The organism is Rhodoferax sp. RT4P68, from assembly GCF_056521305.1.
In genome coordinates, this window is sequence record NZ_JBWMBB010000014.1 from 194,853 (window position 1) to 217,430 (window position 22,578).

Annotated in this window: 17 protein-coding genes and 3 pseudogenes; 4 read left to right on the forward strand and 16 right to left on the reverse strand. The window is 68.6% G+C overall.

Annotated features, from left to right (window positions below; all coding sequences use genetic code 11):
* Positions 1-15: 15 nt before the first annotated feature.
* The 7 genes from AC099J_RS25940 to AC099J_RS25970 form a co-directional block, all read right to left on the reverse strand.
* Positions 16-3,483 carry a GH36-type glycosyl hydrolase domain-containing protein gene (locus tag AC099J_RS25940; RefSeq protein ID WP_479618177.1) on the reverse strand — a complete coding sequence of 1,156 codons (3,468 nt, stop codon included), beginning with the start codon at positions 3,481-3,483 and terminating at the stop codon, positions 16-18.
* Positions 3,480-6,668, reverse strand: coding sequence for a discoidin domain-containing protein (locus tag AC099J_RS25945; RefSeq protein WP_479618178.1), 3,189 nt, complete (start codon positions 6,666-6,668; stop codon positions 3,480-3,482). The genes AC099J_RS25940 and AC099J_RS25945 overlap by 4 nt, the downstream gene beginning before the upstream one ends.
* Positions 6,668-7,501, reverse strand: a complete 834-nt coding sequence (locus AC099J_RS25950) for a carbohydrate ABC transporter permease (RefSeq protein WP_479618209.1) — start codon at positions 7,499-7,501, stop codon at positions 6,668-6,670. The genes AC099J_RS25945 and AC099J_RS25950 overlap by 1 nt, the downstream gene beginning before the upstream one ends.
* On the reverse strand, positions 7,501-8,376 hold the full coding sequence (locus tag AC099J_RS25955; RefSeq protein ID WP_479618179.1) for a carbohydrate ABC transporter permease: 876 nt from the start codon (positions 8,374-8,376) through the stop codon (positions 7,501-7,503). Before AC099J_RS25955 ends, AC099J_RS25950 begins: the two co-directional genes overlap by 1 nt.
* Positions 8,373-9,731 carry an extracellular solute-binding protein gene (locus tag AC099J_RS25960; protein WP_479618180.1) on the reverse strand — a complete coding sequence of 453 codons (1,359 nt, stop codon included), beginning with the start codon at positions 9,729-9,731 and terminating at the stop codon, positions 8,373-8,375. Before AC099J_RS25960 ends, AC099J_RS25955 begins: the two co-directional genes overlap by 4 nt.
* A gap of 121 nt (positions 9,732-9,852) precedes the next feature.
* The gene (locus tag AC099J_RS25965; RefSeq protein WP_479618181.1) at positions 9,853-11,424 is read right to left on the reverse strand and encodes a glucoamylase family protein; all 1,572 of its coding nucleotides are present in this window, start codon (positions 11,422-11,424) and stop codon (positions 9,853-9,855) included.
* 4 nt (positions 11,425-11,428) lie between these two features.
* A complete protein-coding gene (locus tag AC099J_RS25970; protein ID WP_479618182.1) occupies positions 11,429-12,565 on the reverse strand; it encodes a family 1 glycosylhydrolase in 1,137 nt (378 codons plus the stop codon).
* Positions 12,566-12,966: 401 nt separating this feature from the next.
* On the opposite strand from AC099J_RS25970, the gene AC099J_RS25975 reads away from it, so the two are divergent.
* Positions 12,967-13,731 (forward strand): SDR family NAD(P)-dependent oxidoreductase, encoded by a 765-nt coding sequence (locus AC099J_RS25975; RefSeq protein ID WP_479618183.1) that lies wholly within the window; start codon positions 12,967-12,969, stop codon positions 13,729-13,731.
* Between the two features lie 192 nt (positions 13,732-13,923).
* Here AC099J_RS25975 and AC099J_RS25980 read toward each other — a convergent pair whose 3' ends face one another.
* Positions 13,924-14,718, reverse strand: a complete 795-nt coding sequence (locus AC099J_RS25980; RefSeq protein ID WP_479618184.1) for an SDR family NAD(P)-dependent oxidoreductase — start codon at positions 14,716-14,718, stop codon at positions 13,924-13,926.
* Positions 14,719-14,764: 46 nt separating this feature from the next.
* The gene (locus AC099J_RS25985; protein ID WP_479618210.1) at positions 14,765-15,985 is read right to left on the reverse strand and encodes an SGNH/GDSL hydrolase family protein; all 1,221 of its coding nucleotides are present in this window, start codon (positions 15,983-15,985) and stop codon (positions 14,765-14,767) included.
* A gap of 237 nt (positions 15,986-16,222) precedes the next feature.
* On the opposite strand from AC099J_RS25985, the gene AC099J_RS25990 reads away from it, so the two are divergent.
* The gene (locus tag AC099J_RS25990; RefSeq protein WP_479618211.1) at positions 16,223-17,128 is read left to right on the forward strand and encodes a LysR family transcriptional regulator; all 906 of its coding nucleotides are present in this window, start codon (positions 16,223-16,225) and stop codon (positions 17,126-17,128) included.
* Positions 17,129-17,240: 112 nt separating this feature from the next.
* Here the strand turns inward: AC099J_RS25990 and AC099J_RS25995 are convergent, their stop codons facing one another.
* Together AC099J_RS25995 and AC099J_RS26000 are read right to left on the reverse strand one after the other, a co-directional pair.
* Entirely contained in the window at positions 17,241-18,083 is an 843-nt protein-coding gene (locus AC099J_RS25995; protein ID WP_479618185.1) for a winged helix-turn-helix domain-containing protein, read from the reverse strand.
* A 328-nt stretch (positions 18,084-18,411) separates the two neighbouring features.
* Positions 18,412-18,548, reverse strand: a pseudogene (locus AC099J_RS26000) (arsenical resistance protein ArsH); the annotation flags it as partial.
* Between AC099J_RS26000 and AC099J_RS26005 the strand changes: the two are divergent.
* Both AC099J_RS26005 and AC099J_RS26010 read left to right on the forward strand, forming a co-directional pair.
* Positions 18,544-18,857: pseudogene (locus tag AC099J_RS26005) on the forward strand (transposase); the annotation flags it as partial. The pseudogenes AC099J_RS26000 and AC099J_RS26005 sit on opposite strands and share 5 nt — an antisense overlap.
* 87 nt (positions 18,858-18,944) lie before the next feature.
* Complete coding sequence (locus tag AC099J_RS26010) at positions 18,945-19,214, forward strand: DUF2277 domain-containing protein (RefSeq protein ID WP_479618186.1); 270 nt, start codon at positions 18,945-18,947, stop codon at positions 19,212-19,214.
* Between the two features lie 34 nt (positions 19,215-19,248).
* Here AC099J_RS26010 and AC099J_RS26015 read toward each other — a convergent pair whose 3' ends face one another.
* The 5 genes and pseudogenes from AC099J_RS26015 to arsN2 all read right to left on the reverse strand — a co-directional run bounded on the left by AC099J_RS26015 (position 19,249) and on the right by arsN2 (position 22,498).
* Positions 19,249-19,551, reverse strand: coding sequence for a flagellar basal body protein (locus AC099J_RS26015; protein WP_479618187.1), 303 nt, complete (start codon positions 19,549-19,551; stop codon positions 19,249-19,251).
* A 113-nt stretch (positions 19,552-19,664) separates the two neighbouring features.
* Complete coding sequence (locus AC099J_RS26020; RefSeq protein ID WP_479618188.1) at positions 19,665-20,291, reverse strand: chromate transporter; 627 nt, start codon at positions 20,289-20,291, stop codon at positions 19,665-19,667.
* Positions 20,292-20,460: 169 nt separating this feature from the next.
* Positions 20,461-20,952, reverse strand: a pseudogene (locus AC099J_RS26025) (chromate transporter); the annotation flags it as partial.
* Positions 20,949-21,668, reverse strand: a complete 720-nt coding sequence (arsH, locus tag AC099J_RS26030) for an arsenical resistance protein ArsH (RefSeq protein WP_479618189.1) — start codon at positions 21,666-21,668, stop codon at positions 20,949-20,951. The gene arsH and the pseudogene AC099J_RS26025, both read right to left, overlap by 4 nt.
* Positions 21,668-22,498: an arsenic resistance N-acetyltransferase ArsN2 gene (gene arsN2, locus AC099J_RS26035; protein WP_479618190.1), complete on the reverse strand. Its 831-nt coding sequence runs from the start codon at positions 22,496-22,498 to the stop codon at positions 21,668-21,670. The genes arsH and arsN2 overlap by 1 nt, the downstream gene beginning before the upstream one ends.
* Positions 22,499-22,578 lie beyond the last annotated feature (80 nt).

Consider the following 22,578-nt stretch of genomic DNA (forward strand, 5'->3'; position numbering starts at 1 on the left):
CATCCGCGGGGCTGATCAGCCCAGCACGATCTCCAGCCTCGCGCTGCCTGCGGCTTGCGCGAGCGCGGACGTCCAGTCTTGCAGCGCCACGCTGGCCGCACCCGGGCGGTAGCGGTTGTCCAGTCGCGTGAACGCCAACGGCTGCCCGTTCAGCACCAGTTGCTGCACGCCGCAGCCGCGCGGGCCGACGCGGTAGCACACCTCCAAGGGCATTCCGCGCAGCGTGGCCTGTGCGGCCAGGCCGTCCAGGCCCTGCGGCATGACCGGGTCGAACTGCACCGCGCCGTGGCTGCAGCGCAGCCCCAGCAACTGGCACACGACCAGGCTCAGCGCGATGCCAGCGCCGCTGGAGTACACACGCCAGCCGCCCTGCACGCCCACCTCGCCGGCCAGCAGGCGGTTGTATTGCACTGCAGCCTCGTAGCGGTCGCTGAACTCGGCGTCGGAGCTGGAGTAGTAGCAGTTGGCCTGGCGCTGCCGCGCCTGCGGCAGCCAGGCCCGCATGCTGATGGGGTTGATCTGGCACAAGGCATCGAAGAATGCCTCTGCGTCGCCGTGCCGCGCCAGCGCCTCGGCATAGCGCAGGTGGGCGTGGGTGTACATGAGGCCGATCTCGCGGCCGAAGAAGCTGCTGCTCTCGGCCCGCTGAAACAGCGTCTGCGGCCCGCCGCGGTAGGCCAGCGGGCGGTCGAACAGGCGGGCACCGTCGGGGCCCAGCAGATGCGCGCGGACCAGGGCCAGGTGCCGGTCGGCCTGGTCCGGGTCCAGCATTTCGTTGATCACGGCGTGGACCATGGGCAGCAGGCTGTAGTGCGCGCCCGTGGCCGCGTCGCGCGGGTGCAGCAGGTAGCGCGGCGCGCCTTCGGTCTCGAACAGGGCATAGCCTGCCAGCACGCCATCGGGCATCAGCTGCTGCTGGAAGTCATGCAGCACGGCCACGGCCTGCGCCAGCAGTGCGCTGGCGTCGGCCGCGCGGCCCAGGCCCTGCAGCGCCTGCCCCAGCGTGCGCAGCATCTGGTAGTGCAGCGTCACGGTCCAGGCGCTGCACAGCCGCTCGCGCAGGCGCGGGTCGGCCGGCTGCAGCGAGTCGTTCCAGTCGCCATGGCCGTAGGCCGCGAGCTGGGTGTCCGCAATGCGCCGGCGCGCGACCACGCCCAGGGCCCGCTCCACGTGCTGCCAGACGGTGGCCTGCTCGGCCTGTGCGGGGCCCTCGCCATGGAAGAAGGGCAGCACCTCGTCGAGCAGGCCGCTGTCGCCCGAGGCCTGCAGGTACTGGCCCAGCGCCACGAGCGGCCAGAACACGATGTCGCCATGCGAATCGTCGGCGCGCACCAGGCGGTCGCGCGCGAAGAACATGAACCACTGCGGCCAGTCGCCGTCCTGCTGCTGCTCGGCGAACACGCGCAGCAGCAGGTCGCGCAGCGGCAGCAGGCAGCCGTGCGCCAGCAGCAGTTCCACCGGCCCCTGGCTCACGTCGCGCGTGCCCCAGCCACCGCCCGTGTACTGCTCCAGGCCGCGCGGCGAGAGGTAGTGCACCAGCGCGTTGTTCCGCAGCCAGGGCAGCCACTCAGACAGCGCCGCCACCTTGGCCCGGGACGCGCCCGTCGGCAAATCCAGCTGCGGCAGGGCCAGTGCGGCGAGGCGGGGCAAGGCGCCATCGGGCGCTGCCATCAGGCCGAGCAGCCGGGAGCGGATGGCCAGGCCGAAGGCCTGGCACGGCAAGGTCCGCAGGCACAGGAAAGGCTGGCCGCGCGAACCGCCGTCCAGGTACAGCATCTCATCCGCACCCACCCCGTCCAGCAGCGCCGCGCTGTGCGCACCGGGCTGCAGCTGGAAACAGCCACCCGGGTACTGCTGCTGCGCGTCACTGCCGGGCACGGGCGCAACGGTCACCGTGCCGTCCTCGCCGCGCTGCCAGGCCGGCATGCCCGGTGCCAGGCCATCGTCGCCCTGCAGGGCCAGGTGGTGGGTGACGAGCAAGCGCAGCGCGGGGCCTTCGTCCACCTGCAGCGCGAGCGACAGCACATGGTCCTCGTCTGCGGCGCTGGCGCTGACCGTGAGCACGCCGTCCGCGTGGGCGTAGACCCACTGGCATTGCCGGTCGTACATGGCAAACGCCGACGGCAGGCCCAGCAGCTGCCATTGCCCGCCGATGTCCACCAGCACGCGCTGGCCGCTGCTGCGGTTCAGCCCAACATAGCTGCGCACGGTGGACAGCAGCCGGTTGATGCCGACATGGCCCTCGGTCACCATGGAATGGAATACGCCGCCCATCCAGCAGGTGGTGGCGAGGCCGCGCTCGTCGGGCACCAGGTGCGCGCCCGTGCGTAGCAGCTGGCCATGCGGGCGCAGCGTCTGCCGCTCCTTGTGTGGCAAGGCCACATGCGTCCCGCCGGCCGTGAAGAAGGACAACAGCCGACCGTCCGCGCTGCGCTCCACGTGGCGCCAGGGACGGGGGAAGCGCTGGGCCAGCTGCGCCTCCGACAGGTCGTGCGCCTGCAGCATGCCGGCCTGCGTGAACAGGCTGGGCACGGCCTCGCGCCACGGCGGACTCGTCTCGGCCTCGGCCGGCACGGCAGCGGCCAACGCCGTCCACGCATCGGCCGGCGCCAGATCGGCCGCACTGGTCGTGGCCGGCCCGGCCGGCACGGCAGCCGCCAGCGCCGCCCAGGCATCGGCCTGCGCCAGGTCGGCCGCACTCGTCGCATCGGGATGGTCCGCCTGCACGCCGGCGAAGAAGCCCAGGCGGGCGTGCCCGTGCGCGGCAAGCACGCACGCCTCGTCCTGCAAGGCCAGCATGGCGTGTTCGTGCTGCAGCCGCTGGCCCGGCAGGTCGGCCGTGGCCACTGCGGGCGCGGCGCCGCTGCGCCAGCCCAGGCCGATGGACTGCAGCGCATCGGTCGCGTAGCCGACCGCACGCCGCAGCGAGCCCATCAGCAGCCAGGGGTGGCGTTGGCCCTCTCCCGCCAGGTTCTGCCGCGTCGCCAGCACGGGGCCATGCAGCGGGTGCGCCAGCGGCACATGGTCCAGGTACTGGCTCACGTAGTACTCGTTGATCCGGGTCGCGGCATACGGCGCCAGCGCCACGTCCTGCAGCAGCACGAGGTCCACCGTCAGTGAACTGTCGCCCTCGTTGTGCAGGTCCACATGCCAGGACCAGACCGGCGCAGTCGCATGCAGCTGCAGGCGCACCTGGTAACGCAAATCGCCCCAGCGCCCGCGCGCCTGCCAGGCATCGCCGTGCACGCGCCACTGCGCACCACTGGACGGTGACAGCAGGTTCAGGCTGTCCAGCACCACGTCGCCATCCCTGCGCCGCAGCAGCAGGGCCGTGACCGCCGCTTCGAGCGCGTTGCCGGCGAACAGGTTGATGGTGGTCTCGCCGAAGCCCAGGCGGCGCAGCGTGCCATTGGCGTGGAAGTCTGCGGACAGGCCGCCGGCGCTGTGCAACGAGAGCGTGCCTGGATCGGGGGAATCGGTCATGGAGGCGGGAGGAGAGAGCGGTGGAGGGAATCGCCGGGTGTGGAGCGGCACGCCCTCAGCGTGCGGCCGCCTGCGGCCGCCGTGAAGCGCAGCCGCGCCGGCAGCGTGTGGACCACGAGGCCGGAGGCCGGCAGACAGGCCAGCGGCATGCCGTCGATGCTGGCGCGCGCGGGCGCGGCGCTGCCGGGCAGCGCGATGACGAGACCGCCGGCGGGCGGGCGCATGCCACCCGCAATGTCCACGGTGGTGGTCGCGCCCACGCGGCGGGCACGGTAGCTCAACCGCCCGAGCGGTGTGTGCAGGTCGCTCAGGGCCAGGCCCTGGCCCAGCAGCCAGGCCGGGGCCACGCCCGCGCCGAGCACCCAGGCAGCGCGCTCCGGCGCCTCGTAGGCGAACAGGTCCAGCGTGGCGCGCAGAAAGTCCGATGCCACCCAGCCATGCGGCATGTCGCCCACGAAGCGCGGCGCGCGCGGGTCGCGGCCGACCACCTCGGCCCACTGCTTCCAGCCCAGCGGTCGGCGGTCGCGCAGGAAGTAGTCCGCCGCAGCCAGCGCGCGCCCGCGCTCGCCCAGGCGCAGCAGCGCCCCGACCGTGCGCCATTCGTAGGGGGTGTAGGCATCCCAGGTCTGGGGGCCGTCACGCCGTTCGGTGAAGTGCTGCCAGTACTGCGCGAACGTGGCGCGCAGGGCGGCCGGCGGCAGCACGCCCTGCAGGCCACCCGGCGCCAGTGCCACGGTGGTGGAGGTGGGATCGAAGTCGCCACGGTCGGCCGCGCCGGGGATCGCCGCCATGTCGTACTGGCGCTGCGCCTGTGCGATGGAGGCCAGCACGTCGCGCTGGAAGTCGGCCTGCTGCGCCTGCCAGTGCGCTGCGGTCGCCGTCTCGCCGAGCGCCCGCGCCATCGCCACGCCGTCCGCATAGCCCAGGAGGCCCCAGAAGTTGTCCCAGTACGCGTACGCGGCCTGGTCGGAGTAGCCCTCGTGGCTGATGGACGGGGGCAACAGCCCCAGGTAGAGACGGCGCCCGGGCGCGCCGTTCTTGTGCGCGCCCTCCTCGGCGCGCAGGCTGTCCATGTAACCCAGCACCTTGCTCGCCGCCGGCCACTGGCCGCGCAGCCAGACCAGGTCGCCGGTGTGGCGGTAGGTGTTGGCCAGCAGATGCAGGTAGGCGCCCATGCTGTCGTTCTCAGGCACCGGGTCGGCACCGCGCGCATCGATGCAGCAGGGCACCTTGCCATTGGCGAAGAGTTGCGGCGTGAACCAGTCGGCATAGTCTTGCGCCGCCTGCACATGGCCCAGGCTGGCCAGCACGGCGCTGGTCATCGCGCCATCGCGGATCCAAGAACGCGCGTAAGAACGCGTGCCGGGCCGGATGGCCGCGCCCTGCTGGTTGATCAGGATGTGGGCCAGCGCCGTGCGCGCCGTATCGGCCAGGCCCTGCGTATCGCCCTCGAACCGCAGACCGGTGCGGTGGAGGAGCGAGGCCCAGCGCGCGGCGCTGCGCTGCTGCGCGGCCTCGAACCAGGCGGCCGGCGCCACGGCCTGCGGCAGGCGGGCGGGTCCCGCTTGCGGCAGCACCAGCACGATGTCGCGGCTGGCGCCTGCGGGCAGCTGGATGTCGTATTGCAGCGCGACCGACGCGAAGCCTTGCGGGTCTTCCCAGCGCACGGCCTGGTCGGCGTCGGCCGGCTGCCGCAGCGCGTGCAGGCCGCCCGCCCCGCCCTGGCCGAACAGCAGCCGCGTGGGCCGGGTGGTGGTCGCCAGCAGGGGCTGGCCGTCGCGCGCCAGGCTACCCGCCTGCCAGTCCAGCCGGTGCAGTGGCGCGACGCCGCCCGGGATGTTCAGGAACTGCGTCGGCGGATTGACCTGGAAGGGGCGCACCGCCAGCCACAGCGTCATGGCGCGGGCCTGCGACGTGGGGTTGTGCAGCCGGTAGCGCACCTGCGTCTGCAAGCCGCCCTGGTCGTCGGCGAAGGCCGTGGTCTCCAGGCGGAACTGCGGGTGCGTCCAGGACACCTGCGGCATCGGCATGTAGCCACGGTACAGGCTGTGTGCCAGCTGCACATCGGCCCAGCCGTGCAGCTGCCCATCGATCTCGACGAAGGGTTCGACCGAGGGCCCGGCCTTCAGCGGTTCCACGGCGCCGTCTTCCGACATCAGCGCCTGCTCGGCCCCCCCCGGCACGCCCAGCACCGTCCAGTAGGCCTGCTCGCCTTTGAAACCGCGCGGGAACTGCCCGCGCCGGGCGAACGCCGCCTGCTTCTCGACCAGGGCGTTCAGCGAGCCCAGCGCGCCAGCGCCCAGGAACTCGACGCCCCGCAGCGCGAGGCGTTCGCCCACCCCCTGCTCCACCACCAGGCGCAGCTGCTGCACCTCCTGCTCCGGGGCGTAGAGCACCTCGTGCCCACCCAGGCCCGCCGCCACGGTCTGCAGCATCCGCCAGTCCCGGCCATCCAGCGAACCCTCGACGCGGTAGCGGCTGGCGTGTTGCCCCGGTGCCCAGTGCAGCACCATGCCGCTGAGTTCGCGCGGCTGGCCGAAGTCGGTCTGCAGCACGACGGGCCGGCCGGCCGTGGGCGCCGCAGCGCTCCAGGGCATCGGCTGCGGCGCATCGGTGCCCGCCTGCCACACCGGATCGGGCCACTGCGCGGGCGGCTCCGGCAGCGGCTCCATCGCCAGCGCGTCGAAGCACAGTTCGCCCCGTGCGCCCTGTGCGCCGACCAGCACCAGCTCGATGCGCTCGGTGTGGCGCAGGGTCTTGTCCGCCGCAGGGCCCCAGGCGAATGCGATGTGCCGGCGCTTGGTGGCCAGGGCCGTCCACTGCGCCGGTGCGCTGAAATCCGCGCGCCGGTGCCACCAGACGTTGTAGCCGCTCGCGTCGACGAGCTTGAGTTCGAGCGCCGTCAGCGCGCCCTGCCCGCGCGCCGGGATGCCAAGCGCGAAGTTGCCCTCGAAGTCCAGCGGCAACGCGCGGCTCAGGGCCACATGGCCCGCGACGCGGCCGAAGTCGTAGCGCACGCAGGCCGCACTGCGGCTGTCAGGCGCGGGCCGCAGCTCGGCCTGCACCTGGTCGGTGGCCGACAGCGTCCACGCCTGCAGGTCCGCGAAATCGGCCAGGCTCCGCGCCTGGAGCAGCGCCGGCACGAGCAAGGCGCACACCACCAGCAGCCAGCCGGGCACCTTCATCACTTCACCCCGCCCGACAGAACGCCGCTCACGTAGAAGCGCTGGGTGCACAGGAACAGCAGCAGCACGGGCGCCACGGTCACCACGGCGCCGGCCATCATGAGTTCGCTGTCCTGCACATGCTCGCGCGACAACGAGGCCAGCGCCAGCGGCAAGGTGTGCAGGCGGTCGCCGGTCAGCACGATCAGAGGCCACATGAAGTCGTTCCAGCTTGCGAGGAAGGTCAGCACGGCCAGCGTCGCCAGCGCGGGGCGCAGCAACGGCAGCACGATGCGTCGGAAGATGTAGAACTCGCTCGCGCCGTCGATGCGCGCGGCCTCCAGCAGCTCGTCGGGAATGGTCTCGGCCTGGCGGCGGATCAGGAAGATGCCGAAGATGCTGGCCATGCCGGGGATCAGCACACCCAGGTAGGTGTTGACCAGGCCCATGTTCTTGAGCAGCAGGAACAGCGGCAGCATGGCGACCTGGCCCGGGATGACCAGCGCGCTCACGAGCAGCTGGAAGATGCGCTCCTTGCCGGCGAACGCGAGCTTGGCGAATGCGTAGCCCGCGGCGCTGTTGAAGGCCAGCGACAGCAGCGTGCTCGCGCTGGCCAGCAGCACGCTGTTGGCGATGTAGCGCCACAGCCCTTCCAGTGCAAAAAGTTCGCGGTAGTTCTGCAGCGTGGCCTGCGCCGGTAGCAGGGGCGGCGGCACCGTGCTGGCCTCGCCGGGGGCCATGAACGAGACGCTGAGCATCCAGACCAGGGGGCTCAGCGCGAACAGCGCGATCAAGAGCAGCAGGCCGTGCACGGCGATGCCCTGCCCGTTGAACGCGCTGCCATGCCCCTGCATCACCAGCGCCTCCACCGGCGCAGCGCCAGCAAGGCGCTCGTGAAGACCATCATGAGCATGAACAGCAGGAAGGCGACGGCGCTGGCCGAGCCCAGGTTCCACCACTTGAAGCCTTCCTCGTACATCAGGTAGAGCACGCTGACGGTGCTGCGCGCCGGCCCGCCCTGGGTCATCACATAGGGCTCGCCGAACAGCTGGAAGTAGCCCGTCACCGTCAGGATGCCCACCATGGACAGCGTGGGGCCCAGCAGCGGCAGGGTCACGCGGCAAAAGCGCTGCCAGGCGCCGGCGCCATCCATCGCTGCGGCTTCGTAGAGATCGCGCGGGATGCCCTGCAGCCCGGCCAGCAGGATCACGGCGTTGTAGCCGAAGTTCTTCCACACCGCGAACAGCACGATGGCCGGCATGGACCAGCGCGGATCGCCGAGCCAGTCCACCGGCGCAATGCCGACCTGCGCCATCAGGTGGTTGACCCAGCCATAGCGCGTGTGCAGCAGGTAGCGCCAGATCACGGCCACGGCCACCATGGTCGCCACCACGGGCGCGAACACCGCCGTGCGGAAGAAGCCCTGCACGCGCGCGGCCGCCGCATGCAGCAGCAACGCGCACAGCAGGGAAAGCCCCAGCGACAGCGGCACACCGAGCAGCACGAAATACACCGTGTTGCCCAGGGCGTTCCAGAACTCCGCCGAGCGCAGCAGGGCCAGGTAATTCTGCAGCCCGACGAAGCGCAGCTGGCGCATGTCGGCCAGTGCATACAGGTCGAAGTCGGTGATGCTGAGCACGAGCGCCATGAGCACGGGCAGCAGGAAGAACACGGCGATCAGCGCGAGCGCGGGCCCCGCGAACACCCAGGCCGCCCAGCGCTGTGTCATGCACGCGCCTCGGCGCCTGGCGCCTGCAGCAGCCAGCGGCGCTTGGCCAGGATTGCGTCGACCTGGGCATCGAGTGCGGCCTGTGTAGGCGCCAGCGCACCCGGGCCACGCACCAGTTGCTCGGCAGCGCGCTGCATCTCCACGGCGATGCGCTCCCATTCGAGCACGGCGGGGGCGGGCTTGACGCGCTGCAACTGGTCGGCGAAGGCGGCCGCCCTCTCATCTGCATGCAACCCGGCGAGCGGCCAGGCGCTGCGGCGCGCGGGCAGGTTGCCGGTCAGCGCATGGAAGCGGGCCTGCACAGCGGGCTCACCCATGTACTCGACCAGGCGCCAGGCCGCGTCCTGCCGCGGGCTGTGCTTGTGCACCACCAGGCTCGCGCCACCGGCAATGGACGCGCCCGGCCCGTGGGGCCCGGGCAGCGCGGCGCAGCCCCAGCTGGCCTGTTGCTGCGGCGGCAGGCGGCGCTTAAGTTCGCCCATGCTCCAGGGGCCGGACACGAAGAAGGCGAAGCGGCCCTTGCCGAACTCGGTCCACAGGTTGCTGATCTGCTCCTTGCCCTGAACGTCGGCCCAGCCGCGGCGGAAAAACGCGCTGTAGAAGTCCAGCGCGCGGCCGAAGCCGGGGCTTGCGAAGTTGCCACGCGTGTCCTGCTCCCTGAGCAGTCCCTCGTCCTGCTGCAAGGCCAGCGCCAGCAGAGGCTCGAACTCGTTGACGGCCAGGAACACCGCGTGTCCGCTGCCCGCCAGGCGGGCCTTCAGCGCGTCCAGCATCTGCGACCAGGCGCCCCAGTCCTGCGCCACCTGCGCGAAGCCGGCCTGCGCCAACAGGTCGCGGCGGTAGAACAGCAGGCGCGTGTCCACGTACCAGGGCAGCCCGAGCAGGGCCGGCGCACCGGTGGCCCCGCGGGCGGCGATGCGCGTGGCCCGGTTGGTGGCCAGGATGCCGGGGAAGTAGTCGCCCGTGTCGACGACCGCAGACGCCTGCACGCGCGCCTGCAGCGGCGCCAGCACACCGAGCTGCGCCATCTCCGCAATCCAGGTGTTGCCCAGCTGGAACACGTCGGGCAGGCTGTTGCCCACGTAGGCCGTGAGCAGCTTCTCGTGCGCGGAGGACCAGGGGATCTGCTGTACCTGCACAGAAATGCCGGGATGCCGCTGCGCGAAGCCCGGCAGCAGCTGCCGGACGACCTCGGCCTCCCGGCCCATGGCCCAGAACTGCAGGGGCTGCCGGGCCGTAGAACCCATGCAGCCGCTCAACGCAATCGACGCGCCGGCACCCTGCAACAGCGCGCGCCGGCGCAGGCCGCCAGGCGGTGCCGGTGCTGCCGCTGCTGACTGGAGCACGCGGCTCACTGGGTTACCTCGCGCTGCGCGCTGCGGTGCTGTGCCTCTTCGGGCGGCCGGGCGAGGCTCACTGGGGTACCTTCGGCTACGCCTTCGGTGCGAGCTTGCTTGGGGCGGCCCGGCGCGGCGCTCACGACACCTCGTCCGCGTCGCCCTCGCTCAACCACCCGCCCTCGAAACCGGCACGCTCCAGGCCCAGCCGCACCGCAGGGTTGCTGCGCATGCGCTCCCAGACCAGGCCGCTGCGGTAGTTCTCGAACATGGCCACGATGGGGCCCTGGTCGATGCCCAGGTAGTCGGTGTCCACCCAGCCGAAGCCCGGCTTGATGCTGCCGTGCCTCAACGTCACATCGGCCGGCACGCTCTGGTTGAAGGCGTCGAAGAAGCCGTAGGAACCCATGATGTACGGGCCATGCTTGCTGACCATGCTGGCCAGGGTCGGCAGCACGATCTCGGGTGCGAACGGCAGGGACGCGGCGACCGCCGTGGGCGCAATCGTGCCGTCGTCCACGATGCCGGCCAGGTCGACGCCGCGTGCCGCGTAGGTGCGAAAGCGCCGCGGCGTGCCCTTGATGTTGCGCACCACATCGGCCGGGCCGTTGCAGGCGGCCAACCCCCACATGGTGGCGCTGTAGCCCTTCCAGCCCATGGGGTTGCGCTCGGCATAGGCACGCTGCGCGTGGGTCGCACGGCGCGAGTTCTCGAAGTAGTCCATGTTCTTGCTGCGCATGAACGCGTCGCGGATGCCGCGCAGGTCCAGCCAGACCTGGCTGTACTGGTGGCCGAACAAGGGGCCGAAGCTCAGGTGGGTCTGGCCTTCGACGGTTCCCCAGTGGGCTTCGAAGCCGCGCGTCCAGGCGGCGTAGGCGTCGCCGCGCGCGGGGTAGGTGGGCGAGCCGAGCGCCAGGATGTAGACCAGCATGGACTCGTTGTAGCCGACCCAGTCCAGGCTCAGAAAGCCCGCGTGGCGCGCCTTCGCGCTGGCGCTGTGGTCGCTGCCCGCGACCAGCAGGTCCGCAGGCGCCTTGCGCACGTCTGGCAGCCAGCCGTGGGCGATGGCCGGCGGGCGGGCCTGCATCCACTGCCAGTCCACGCGCTCGTACAAGGCGGCGCTGAGTCGGCGGATGTCCTGCTCCACCGGGCCGTCGCCGTCGAAATACTGGCCGGCGAACAGCACGCCGGCCATCAACAGCGCGGTGTCCACACTGGAAAGTTCGATCTGCCCGTAGCGCCGGCCGCTCCCCATATGCAGGAAGCGGTAGAAGAAGCCACGGTGGCCGGCCATGCCCACCTCTGCCTCGCCCTGCGGTGCATTCAGCAGGAAGCGCAGCGTTTTGCGCGTGCGCGCCGCGGCCTGCACGCGCCGTACGTAGCCGCGCTCGGCGCCGATGCCGTAGGCCGTGAGGCCGAAGCCGACCGCGGCGATGCTGCAGAACGTGGGCGTGGGGAAGCGGTCCGGCACCAGGCCCGTCACCGGATGGGCGGTCTCCCAGAAGTAATTGAAAGTCTGGCGCTGCAGCTTGTCGAACGCGAAGGCCGGCGCCGCCCGGGTGGTGTCGACGGGCAGGCCTGCCAGCGCGGGCGCGGGCGCGGGCGCTGCGGCCAACGCCGGACTGGACGCCGCGGCCAACGCGGCAAGGCAGAACTGGCGGCGCGAGACCAGCGTGGGCATGGCGGTGGTGGGGTAAATGGAGAAGGTCATGGCATCACATCTCGTCGACCAGGCATTGGCCATTGCTGGCGATCACACGCGCGTAGCAGGCGCCGCTCTCCTTGAGCGTGCGCCGCTGGTTCTGGAAGTCCACATGCGCCAGGCCGAAGCGCTTGGAGTAGCCGTGCGACCACTCCAGGTTGTCCAGCAGCGACCAGGCGTAGTAGCCGCGCAGGTCGTCCGAGTAGGTCGCACCGGGCTGCACCGGCCGGTCGATGGGCAGCGGGAAGCGGCCCGCGTCGTCGCACACCACGTTGCGCGTGTAGTAGTTGATGCCCAGGAAATCGATGGGCGTACGGATGAGGTCGAGGTCAGGTGGTGGAAACGCCGGCCAGGCTGCGCCGAACATCCGCACCAGCACCTCGTCGTAGCGCCCGCGGAATACCGGGTCCATGAAGTGCCGGTTCATGTAGGCATGGGCGCGGCGCGTGGCGGCGCGGTCCGCTGGCGCATCGGTGGCCGGGTACTTGGGTTCCAGGTTCACGACCAGGCCGATGCGGTGCGCACCGCTGGCGCGGTAGGCCTGCACCGCCTTGCCGTGGGCACGCAGCAGGTTGTGCGACACGATCGGCGCCTCGTACAGGTTGCGGTGCCCCGGCGCCAGCGCGCCCGACAGGTAGCCGCCGTCCATCACGACCCAGGGCTCGTTGAGCGTGGTCCACATCTTCACGCGGCCGTCCAGGCGGCGGAACACGCGCTCGGCGTACTCGGCGAACCAGTCGGCGCTGTCGCGGTTGAGCCAGCCGCCGCGGTCGTCCAGGGCTGCCGGCAGGTCCCAGTGGTAGAGCGTGGCGTTGGGCGCGATGCCGGCTTCGAGCAGGGCGTCGACCAGACGCTCGTAGAAATCGAGGCCGGCCTGGTTCACGGCGCCCGTGCCCTGCGGTAGCACGCGGCCCCAGGCGATGCTGAAGCGGTAGCTCTGCAGCCCCAGGCGCCGAATCAGCGCGATGTCCTCGGGCCAGCGGCGGTAGTGGTCGCAGACGACATCGCCGGTGTCCCCGCCGCGCACCAGGCCCGGCGTGTGGCAAAAGCGGTGCCAGATCGAGGCCCCCGCACCGTCCGCCAGGGGCGAGCCTTCGATCTGGTAGGCGGCGGTTGCCGCACCCCACAGGAAATCGTCTGGGAATTTCATGCCTGTCCACCCCTGTACCGCTGTCGATGCCAGCCCGCACGACCCAGGACATGCAGACCTTCCAAACCTTCCGCCTGGCGCCGGCCTGGCTGGCTGGCCCCTGCCGACGGATCCCGCAGCCACATGATCGCAGCAGTTCCATCGACACGACCATGCCCTCTGCCTGAGCGGCTATTGATCGGACGACAAACGGTAGCGCGCAGTGTGCGGCGCCAGGCGCTGCAGCGCCATGGTCGAAAACACTGCATGGGGCAGGGACCAGGACGCGATAGTCTTGGACATCAAGGCAATGTGCAGCGGAGAGCCCTGGCCGGCCGCTCGCGCGCCAGTCACCTGCGGGCCAGCGCGGCCTGCGGCCCCGTGGCATGCTGCCGCCTCCCTACAACCGAAGGAGACAACACATGTCACTGTTCTCGCTGGCCGGCCAGGTGGCCATCATCACGGGCTCGTCTCGCGGCATCGGCCGGGCCATTGCCGAGCGCATGGCCGAGCAAGGCGCCAAGGTCGTCATCTCCTCGCGCAAGGCTGCGGCCTGCGAAGAGGTGCGCGACGCGATCTGCAAGGCGCACGGCGCGGGCGCGGCGATTGCCATCCCGGCCAACATCTCGTCCAAAGACGACCTGCGGCGGCTGGTGGAAGAGACCACGCGCCAGCTGGGCCCGGTCGACACGCTGGTCTGCAACGCCGCCAGCAACCCCTACTACGGGCCGATGGCCGGCATCGAAGACGACCAGTTCCGCAAGATCCTGGAGAACAACGTCATCGCCAACCACTGGCTGATCGGCTTCGTGGCGCCGCAGATGATCGAGCGCAAGCGCGGCAGCATCGTCATCGTCTCGTCCATCGGCGGGCTGCGCGGCTCACCCATCATCGGCGCCTATTGCATCTCCAAGGCGGCCGACATGCAGCTGGCGCGTAACCTGGCCGTGGAGTACGGGCCGCACAACGTGCGCGTGAACTGCATCGCGCCAGGCTTGATCAAGACCGACTTTGCGCGCGCGCTGTGGGAAGACGAGGAGACGCTCGCCAAGCGCACCGCCACCACGCCGCTGCGCCGCATTGGCGAGCCGGACGAGATCGCCGGCGCAGCGGTGTTTCTGGCGTCGCAGGCGGGGGCGTTCATGACGGGGCAGAGTCTGGTGATCGATGGGGGGGTGACTTGTTGACGGCGGGGTAGGTCATGTCGTTGGTGAGCTGCGGCAGGGAGAGCCGGTTCCGCAATTCTGAACACGCGGCAATGTGGATCGGCTGCTCCGTTGGGCGAGGACAGAGCCCGTGATCAGGAGCTGACAGCTGAGCAGAAGACCCCGTCGCCACCGCTCAGCTGCATTCAAGGCCAAGGTGGCGCTCTCACAGCATCATGCGATTGTCTCGACCACCCCGCCATCCACCCGGAGCGCCGCGCCGGTAGTGGCCGAAGCCTGGGGAGAAGCGGCATAGACAACCAGATTGGCCACCTCTTCGACGGTCGCCGCGCGCTGGATGATCGAGCTGGGGCGATGCTTCATCACGAAGGCGGCAGCTGTCTTTTCGATGGACAGGCCCGATGCCTTTTGCTCTTCCTTCAGCATGGCTTCCAGGCCATCCGACAAGGTCGGGCCGGGCAAGATGGCATTGACGGTAACGCCCGTACCGGCGACGCGCTTGGCCAGACCACGCGAGATCGAGAGGCTCGCTGTCTTGGTGAAGCCGTAGTGGATCATGTCGGCGGGGATGTTCAGCGCCGACTCCGACGACAGAAACAACACACGGCCCCAATGACGTTGCACCATGCCCGGTAGATAGGCACGGGACAAGCGCACACCCGACATGACATTCACCTCGAAGAAGCGCGTCCATTCGGCATCCGGAATCTCGAAGAAGTCTTGCGGCCCGTAGATGCCGACGTTGTTCACCAGAATGTCGGCCGATGGCTGCGCAGCCACCAGTGCCGCGCAGCCATCGGCGGTGCCGACGTCGGCCGCCACAGCGCGGATGTTCGCTTGTGCAACTTCCGAGGTCAGCTTGGCAACGGCATGTTCCACAGCGGCTGCCGTGCGGCCATTCACCACCACTTCGGCGCCAGCCTGCGCCAAGCCTTTTGCGATGGCGTAGCCTATCCCGGCCGTTGAGCCAGTGACGATGGCGGTCTTGCTTGAGAGATCGATTTTCATGAGGGACTTTCTTTTGTGATGTAGATGAAAGGTGCGCCCGATCCATCTAGAAGAGCGCGTCCAGGTCGATGGCCTCGGCCATTGCCTTGTTGCCGCGATCCCCTGGGTGCAGATGATCGCCAGAGTCGAATTCCGGCTTGAGACGCGTTGGATGCGAAGGATCTTTTGCCAGCGCATCGAAGTCGAGTACTCCATCAAATTCGCCGCTGGTGCGTATCCAGGCATTGATTTGCTGACGCAACTCGTCTTTGTAAGTTTGGTAGTAGTTGTCCAGCGGCGTGCCAGGCAGTGCACCCTCGAACGGTGTCAGTGTCGCGCCGACGACCCGAACACCACGGGCATGTGCGCGAGCGACAAGCTGGCGATAGCCTGAGATCAGTACGTCGGCCGATGGCGTTATGCCGTGGGGATCGAACGCTGTTCCCGGCCAACTGATGTCGTTGATGCCGAGCAGCACGATGACAGTCTTGACCTTCGGTTGGCTCAGCACGTCCCGGTCGAAACGCGCCAATGCATTGGCGCCCATTCGATCGCCGAGCAAGCGTGCGCCAGAGATGCCGGCATTGAGCACCGCCACGTGTTTTGGAGCCAGGCGAGCGGCCAGGAAATCGGGCCAGCGCGAATTGGCGTCGATGGTTGCACCATTGCCGTCGGTGATTGAGTCGCCGATCACGACCACGGCACCGGCAGCTGCAGGAGCTTCGACCTGGATGCCGCTAAGGAAGATGCGCGCGTCCGTGGTGGTATCTGTATCGATGCGCTGAGCCGCGACTTGATTGCCATTCACCAGATAAGCCGTTTGGCGACCATCCCAGTGAAAGGTGGTGGCCTGTGTTTCTTTCGGTAGAAAGACGCTGACCGCTACGCTAGCCAAGGGCGCGACCGCCAAATCGACTGGGTCGCTCACCAGCGGAGCACCCGGCAGCACGACGGCAGAGGATTTGCCGCCGAAAGTAATCGGTTTGTCCGTTTCGGTGACGATCGCAGATCCAGCAGCAGCCAGCGCGATATGCGCGGCACCGATTACCAGTGGCTGGGTGCCGTACTCGTTGGACAGCACGATGCGGATACGCTCGCCGCCCAGACTGATGCGAGCCACCTGCCGGAGGGTATGGTCTTGCAACGTCGCAGGAATATTGGTCGGAAAGGCGAAGTCGGACCCCCAGATCGGTTGTGGGCTGGCAGTCCACGTGCCAATCCAGGCGCTGGGTTCGGCCGCGTTCACGACACCAGGCACGGCAACCGCGGCCGCCAGCGTGAGCGCCATGAGTCGATGGAGCCATGCCAGTCGGCGGACAGAGCGGTGAGCGAAAAGGCGGCCAACAGGGTTCGTTGTCATGGTGGGTCCTTGCTTTCAGTCAACTGGGTTCGGGAGAAGCTTAGAGGGCGAGTGGTATGGGTCGGCGATCTGTGAATTCATTTGATGAGAATGAATAAATTGTGAATTCAAATCAACCTATGCGATAGACTGCTCAACGGCACAGCACTTGTGAGTTCACTTCATATGGCGCGTCTGGATGTCAACCGATCGGGAGAGATGGAGGTTTTCGTCCGCGTGGTCGAGCTAGGCGGCTTCTCAGCCGCCGCGCGGGCATTTCGCATGACGCCCTCGGCTGTGAGCAAGTTGGTAGGGCGGCTCGAAAGCCGGCTGGGAGTGCGCTTGCTCAATCGCTCGACGCGCCAGATTCAGCTCACTCCCGAGGGCAGCGTGTTTTACGAGCGGAGCGTCAACGTACTGGCCGACCTGGAAGAAGCGGAGCGCGGCGCCGCCACCAACAATGCGCCACGCGGTCGGCTCTGTGTAAATGCCAACGTGCCGTTCGGCCAGCATTTCCTGCTCCCGCTGGTGCCTGAGTTCTTGGCCAGACACCCCGACATCACGCTCGACATCGTGCTGACGGACGAGGTGATCGACATCCTCGAACAGCGCGCAGACGTAGCCGTACGCGCCGGTCCGCTCAAGAGTTCGCGCCTGCTCGCACGCAAGCTCGGCGCAACCCGCATGGTCATCGTCGGCGCCCCTGCGTACCTAGAGCGCCAAGGCATGCCGATACACCCGGCCGACCTGGAGCAGCACAACCGGTTGTGCTTCAACTATGCGCGGGCGATGGAGGGATGGCCGCTGCTCGACCAAGGCCAAACCATCTACGTGGCGACGACCGGAAATGCTCAAGTCAGCGATGGGGAAGCGCTGCGCCGCCTGGCCCTCGCCGGACTCGGCCTGGCGCGACTAGCGGCGTTCCAAGTCAAAGACGACATTGCGGCCGGACGGCTCCAAACGGTGCTGGAAGATTCCAACCCAGGTGACATGGAGGAAGTACATGCAGTCTTCCTCGGGCAAGGAGGTCATCTGCCCTCGCGAGTGCGCGCCTTGCTCGATTTTCTCGTTGAGAAAGTGGATTTGGGCTGATTTGTTCTTGCGATCGGGCAATCGAAGGGCGTTGGTCCAGCGGGCGCTGCGAGGCAAGCTCCCGCACCCGATCGGCGCCGACAACCTCCCGTCGTCGGAAATAATCGCCGGTTTACGCCAACTCTGAAGTGGCCGGACTACGGCGGTCGGTCACCCTGCGGACGGTCTGGTTAGAAATCGGCGCTGGTTGATGCATGGAAGACAGTATGTAGCCAAGACGATAGACAGAACGCAAAGTGAATCCGTTCTCGTATCGAAGTTCAAGTTTCTTACGCACATTTGTCACGCAAACATCCAGCGACCGAGCGCCTTCTTGCGGCGATGCCATTCCCCATAACGATAACAATAGCCGATCACGAGACAAAACCGTATCAACATTCAGAAAGAGCTCACGCGCCAGCTCGAACTGGCGTGGCTGCAAAGTGATGCGCCGCTCATGAAGAAGCACGGCGCGCTGATCTTCGACGAACGTGTAGCCACCTACCACCAGGTCCCGCTGCCGGTGCGGCACCCGAGTGGATGCTTGGGTTCTCCGAAGCAGCGCGCGTACGCGCCAATCGATTTCAATGTCCGTAGCGTCCGCACTGACAAGATCGACGTGAGAGCTCCGTAAAAACACCTCAGCCCCCGATTGCTCCATGTCCGCATGCCGCGGCATTGTCACCACAAGTATTGGCATACTGAGGGTCTTGCACACCATCGTCAGTTGCTCCATTTGCATAGCCTGTTGCTGAACGGGGAGCATCAACAGTTCGAATCGATGTCCGAGAGCGAGCGCTGTTAACAGCGCTGACGCATCCGAGAATATCGAAGGCAAGTATTCGGTCTGCTGCAGCCGAGGTAGAAAGTCGCCGTGACGAATGGCTTGACCGTCCAAAACTGCGATTGATACATTGCATATATGTTTCAAGATAATCTCCCACCAGGATTTCGCGACTTGAGCAATTGAGTTCAAACGTCGGTCATCCTGGCACTGGCGTCAATGCTTGGGGCAGTGCTTTCCGCTGGTGGCGTCCACAACGCGACCATCGGCGCCGCGCCTGCTGCTGCACCTCTTGCCGGCAAAACTCCGATTCGCTGCGTTGTGCGCGGACGGCTGCAGCTGCTGTTGCACTGCCTGCAGGCCGCTGGCGGCAATGGAAGTGATGGAGGCCATAGCACGATTGCACGCCCAACTCGCTCGACAAGCAAGCCAATAGGCGGACTTATTCGTGCAATTGAAGCACCAACAAATGTAACGTTTGCATCCGCCGTGCTCACAACTATGTCAGGGCCAAACGCTGCTACGGCGCCTGCGCGCGTTCCTTGCGCTCGCTGTAGCGCACCACCAGGTAGCGCGAGACGGCACGGGTCAGGAGCGTGAACTTCATCAGGTCCTCACGTCGACCACGCGGTCGTAGTAGGCCGATGCACGCATGCGCCGCAACCGCGAGTTCCTTGCAGAGATGGAACGCGTGATGCCGTGGGCAGCACTGGTTGCCTTGATCACGCCATACGCACCGGAGGGCACGCGCGGTCGCCCGCCCTTCGCAGTGGAGACGATGCCGCGCGTGCACTTTATGCAGCAGTGGTTCGCGCTGAGCGATCCGGCGATGGAGAGGCGCTACACGACGTGCCGCTGTTCCGTGAATTCGCAGGCCTGAACTGGGACACCGTCGTGCCCGACGAGACGACGATTCTGCGGTTCCGCAGGCTGTTGGAAGACCACAGGCTGGCCCCGCAGATCCTGGCGTGAAGATCCAAAGGCTGTCCCTGCAGTGTCGGCCCGCTGAAATCTCAGGCAGAGTCGAAGGCCACCGATTCAGCTGAGCCCACCATGTGCAGAAACATCCGAACCCTCTTCAATTTCGAGCCCCCGGCGACCGAGCTGGAAGTGCGTGCCGCGGCGCTGCAGTTCGTGCGCAAGCTCAGCGGCTTCAGCGTGCCGTCCAAGGCCAACGAAGCGGCGTTCGAGCAAGCGGTGGAGCAGGTGACGCTGGCCGCCAGCGCGCTGGTGGCGTCGCTCGTCACGTCGGCGCCGCCCAAGAACCGGGACGAGGAAGCGGCCAGGGCCCGCGCGCGATCGGTCGCGCGCTTCGGCGCTTAGCCGGCTGCCGGCACAGGCCCCAGGACCGAAAGGGTCAGGCGCGCTCATCCAGCAGCGCGCCGGCCATGCGGTCCCCCGTGCGGAACACGGCGACGCTGGCGACAAAAGCATTCTTCGCCGCGAGCTGGTTGATCACATCGGCTTCGAGGGACGCACCGGGCGCTGGCGCGCGGCGCGTGGTGGCGTCCACACCGCCGCCGTCAGGGCGCGCCTGCTGCTGCACCTCGTGACGCTGAAACCCCGGCGACTGCAGATTGGCAACGTTGTGCGCGGACGCCTGCAGCTGCTGCTGCGCTGCCTGCATGCCGCTGCCCGCGATGGAAGAGATGGAGGCCATGGCGCGATTGCACGCCAAACATGCACGACATGCAAGCAAATATGTGGCGGAATTGGCGCATTAATCGAACAGACGTGCCAGCGTGCGTCAATCCAAAGCGACCGGCTGCGCAGCTAGGCGAGCAGCTGGCCCGCGACACCTGCCAATAACACCACCCACACCGGCGACAGCTTGCCGATCACCAGCAGGCCCCAGGCCGCCAGCGCCAGCCCGAAGTCGGCCCGGCTCTGGATACCGCTGGTCCAGACCGGATCGTACAGCGCCGCCAGCAGGACGCCCACCACCGCAGCGTTGACGCCGGCCATCGCGGCCTGCACACCCGGACGCAGGCGCAGCGTCTGCCAGAACGGGAGCGCGGCCAACAGCACCAGTGCGGACGGCGCGAAGACCACCAGCAGCATCGCCAGCCCGCCCCACCAGCCTTGCAGCCGCCCCTGCGCCACGGCGCCCAGGTAGGCGGCAAAGGTGAACAGCGACCCCGGCACCGCCTGGGCCGCGCCGTAGCCGGCCAGGAACTCGGCGTTGCCCACGGCTCCCGTGGGCACCACGGTGGCCTGCAGCAACGGCAGCACGACATGGCCGCCGCCGAACACCAGCGCACCGGCGCGGTAGAAACCATCGACCAGCGCGGCCGTGCTCGACCCACTGGCGGCGGCCCACAGGGGCAACAGCGCAAGCGGCAGCAGGAACAGCACCAGCGCGGCGATGCCCAGCCGGCGCGAGAAGGGCGCCGGCGCCACGATCGATGGCCTCGCCGTGTTCGTCACGTTCTCCACGTCGGCCGCCCTGGCGGCGTTGGCCGCGTTGCCCGCATGGCCGGCGTTGGCGTACTTGGACGCATCCGCCCCCGCCGGCACCGCCGGCAGCCGCAACCACCTGCGCCAGCGCAGACGACCACGCCAGCAGCACCAGCGCGGCAGCCATGGCCAGCGTGGCGCGCTGGCGGTCCGGGCAGAGCGTGCGCGCCATGCCCAGCACGGCCTGCGCGACCACGGCCACGGCCGCCACCTTCAAACCGTGCACCCAGCCGGCGTTGGCCCAGTCCGGCTGCTGCACGATGGCCTGGGCCAGCAGCACCAGCACGGTGGCCGAGGGCAGCGTGAAGCCGGCCCAGGCCGCGAACATGCCCCAGCCGCCAGCCCGGCCCAGGCCCAGCGCCATGCCGACCTGGCTGCTGGCCGGCCCGGGCAGGAACTGGCACAGCGCAACCAGTTCGGCATAGGCGCGGTCGTTCAGCCAGCGGCGGCGTTCCACGAACTCGGTGCGAAAGTAGCCCAGGTGCGCGACCGGGCCGCCGAACGACGTGAGGCCCAGCTTCAGGAAGATCAGAAAGACGCGCCAGGCCCCATCGGCCGGCGCATCGGGCTGCGTGTTGGCCGGCGTGTCGGCCGGCACGCTCACAGCGACGTTTGCGCCAGTCGCCTGGACAGCGCCTGCGCGCTCTCCTTGCGCTCGCTGTAGCGCTCCACCAGATAGGGCGAGACGGCGCGGGTCAGCAGCGTGAATTTCATCAGCTCCTCCATCACGTCGACCACGCGGTCGTAGTAGGCCGATGCACGCATGCGCCCGGCGTCGTCGAACTCCTTGTAGGCCATGGCCACGGACGACTGGTTGGGGATGGTCAGCATGCGCATCCAGCGGCCCAGCACGCGCATCTGGTTCAGCGCATTGAACGATTGCGAGCCGCCCGAGACCTGCAGCAGCGCCAGCGTCTTGCCCTGCGTCGGGCGCACCGCTCCCTCGGCCAGCGGAATCCAGTCGATCTGCGTCTTCATGAGGCCGGTCATGGCGCCATGGCGCTCGGGTGACGACCACACCATGCCTTCGGACCAGGCGGCCAAGGTGCGCAGCTCGCGTACCTTGGGGTGGTCCTCGGGCGCGCCGTCGGCCAGCGGCAGGCCGGTGGGGTCGAAGAAGCGCGTCTCGCCACCCATGGCGCGCAGCAGGCGGGCCGCCTCTTCGGCCACGAGACGGCTGTAGGACCGTTCACGCAGCGAGCCGTAGAGGAACAGGAATCGCGGCGCGTGCGTAGGCGGCGCGGCCTGCAGGCGGGCCTGCTGCGGCAGCTGGAAGTGTTCGGCCACCAGCTGCGGCAGATCGTCGAGCGGCGCCGTCATCACAGGGCCAGCTTGCGCTGCAGCAGCACGGCGCTGGCGGGGCACAGGCGGGTGGCCTGGGCGGTGGCCAGCACGGTTGCGGGCGCAGCGTCGCGCGCCACGGGCTTGTAGCCGGCCCGTTCGAAATACGCGGCGGCGTCGGTCGTCAGCACCCAGGCGCGGCGCGCGCCGGTGTCGAAGGCGCGCCGCTGCAGCAGCGCGACGATGGTGCCGCCAGCGCCCTGGCGGCGTGCTGCCGGCAGCACGACCAGCGAGCGCAGCAGCGCGTCGTCGCCCAGCGGCTCGATGCCGCCATAGCCCAGGCGCGTGCCGTCCAGCGCGTCATAGGCGAAGAAGCGGCGGCCCGGCTCTGCCAGGTCGTCGGCAGGCAGGCCCGCCTCGTGCAGCGCCGCGGCCAACGCCGGGTCGGCAGCGTCGATGGCGGATTCGGCCAGAAAGGCCGTGCCTTCTTCCTTGCGCAGGTCCACGCGCGCGCCCTCGGGCAGCAAGCCCACCGCCAGATCGGACGGCCGGCACAGCCGCACGCCACGCGGCGCCACGACGATGGGGCGGTTCATCAGGATCGGGTGGGCCAGCATCTGGTCGACGAGCTGCGCGTCGGTCCAATGCGCGGCCTCCAGGCCCAGCGTGTCGTAGGGTGTGCCCTTGCGGCGCAACACGTCGCGCACGGGCATGCCCAGGCGCGCGATCAACGATTGCAGCGTGGCGCGGTCGGGCGGGGTCTTCAGGTATTCGATGACGGTGGGCTCGGCACCGGCCGCGCGCAGCAGCGCCAACGTGTTGCGCGAGGTGCCGCAGTCGGGGTTGTGAAAGATCGTGAAGGTGCTCATCGGTGGTGCTGCGTCAGGGGCTTGGGTGCGCACTGGCCTGGGCGGGCCCGGCGGGTGAGGATACGGCGGCCATGCCGACC

Bases quoted from the DNA above. Each gene is read 5' to 3' on its own strand.
- AC099J_RS25940 (WP_479618177.1), bottom strand. From the start codon at position 3,483: ATGACCGATTCCCCCGATCCAGGCACGCTCTCGTTGCACAGCGCCGGC.
- AC099J_RS25985 (WP_479618210.1), bottom strand. From the start codon at position 15,985: ATGGCGCTCACGCTGGCGGCCGCGGTTGCCGTGCCTGGTGTCGTGAAC.
- arsH (WP_479618189.1), bottom strand. From the start codon at position 21,668: ATGACGGCGCCGCTCGACGATCTGCCGCAGCTGGTGGCCGAACACTTC.
- AC099J_RS26015 (WP_479618187.1), bottom strand. From the start codon at position 19,551: ATGGCCTCCATCTCTTCCATCGCGGGCAGCGGCATGCAGGCAGCGCAG.
- AC099J_RS26010 (WP_479618186.1), top strand. From the start codon at position 18,945: ATGTGCAGAAACATCCGAACCCTCTTCAATTTCGAGCCCCCGGCGACC.
- AC099J_RS25975 (WP_479618183.1), top strand. From the start codon at position 12,967: ATGTCACTGTTCTCGCTGGCCGGCCAGGTGGCCATCATCACGGGCTCG.
- AC099J_RS25980 (WP_479618184.1), bottom strand. From the start codon at position 14,718: ATGAAAATCGATCTCTCAAGCAAGACCGCCATCGTCACTGGCTCAACG.
- AC099J_RS25955 (WP_479618179.1), bottom strand. From the start codon at position 8,376: ATGACACAGCGCTGGGCGGCCTGGGTGTTCGCGGGGCCCGCGCTCGCG.
- AC099J_RS25970 (WP_479618182.1), bottom strand. From the start codon at position 12,565: ATGAAATTCCCAGACGATTTCCTGTGGGGTGCGGCAACCGCCGCCTAC.
- AC099J_RS25990 (WP_479618211.1), top strand. From the start codon at position 16,223: ATGGCGCGTCTGGATGTCAACCGATCGGGAGAGATGGAGGTTTTCGTC.
- AC099J_RS25945 (WP_479618178.1), bottom strand. From the start codon at position 6,668: ATGAAGGTGCCCGGCTGGCTGCTGGTGGTGTGCGCCTTGCTCGTGCCG.
- arsN2 (WP_479618190.1), bottom strand. From the start codon at position 22,498: ATGAGCACCTTCACGATCTTTCACAACCCCGACTGCGGCACCTCGCGC.
- AC099J_RS25950 (WP_479618209.1), bottom strand. From the start codon at position 7,501: ATGCAGGGGCATGGCAGCGCGTTCAACGGGCAGGGCATCGCCGTGCAC.
- AC099J_RS25965 (WP_479618181.1), bottom strand. From the start codon at position 11,424: ATGACCTTCTCCATTTACCCCACCACCGCCATGCCCACGCTGGTCTCG.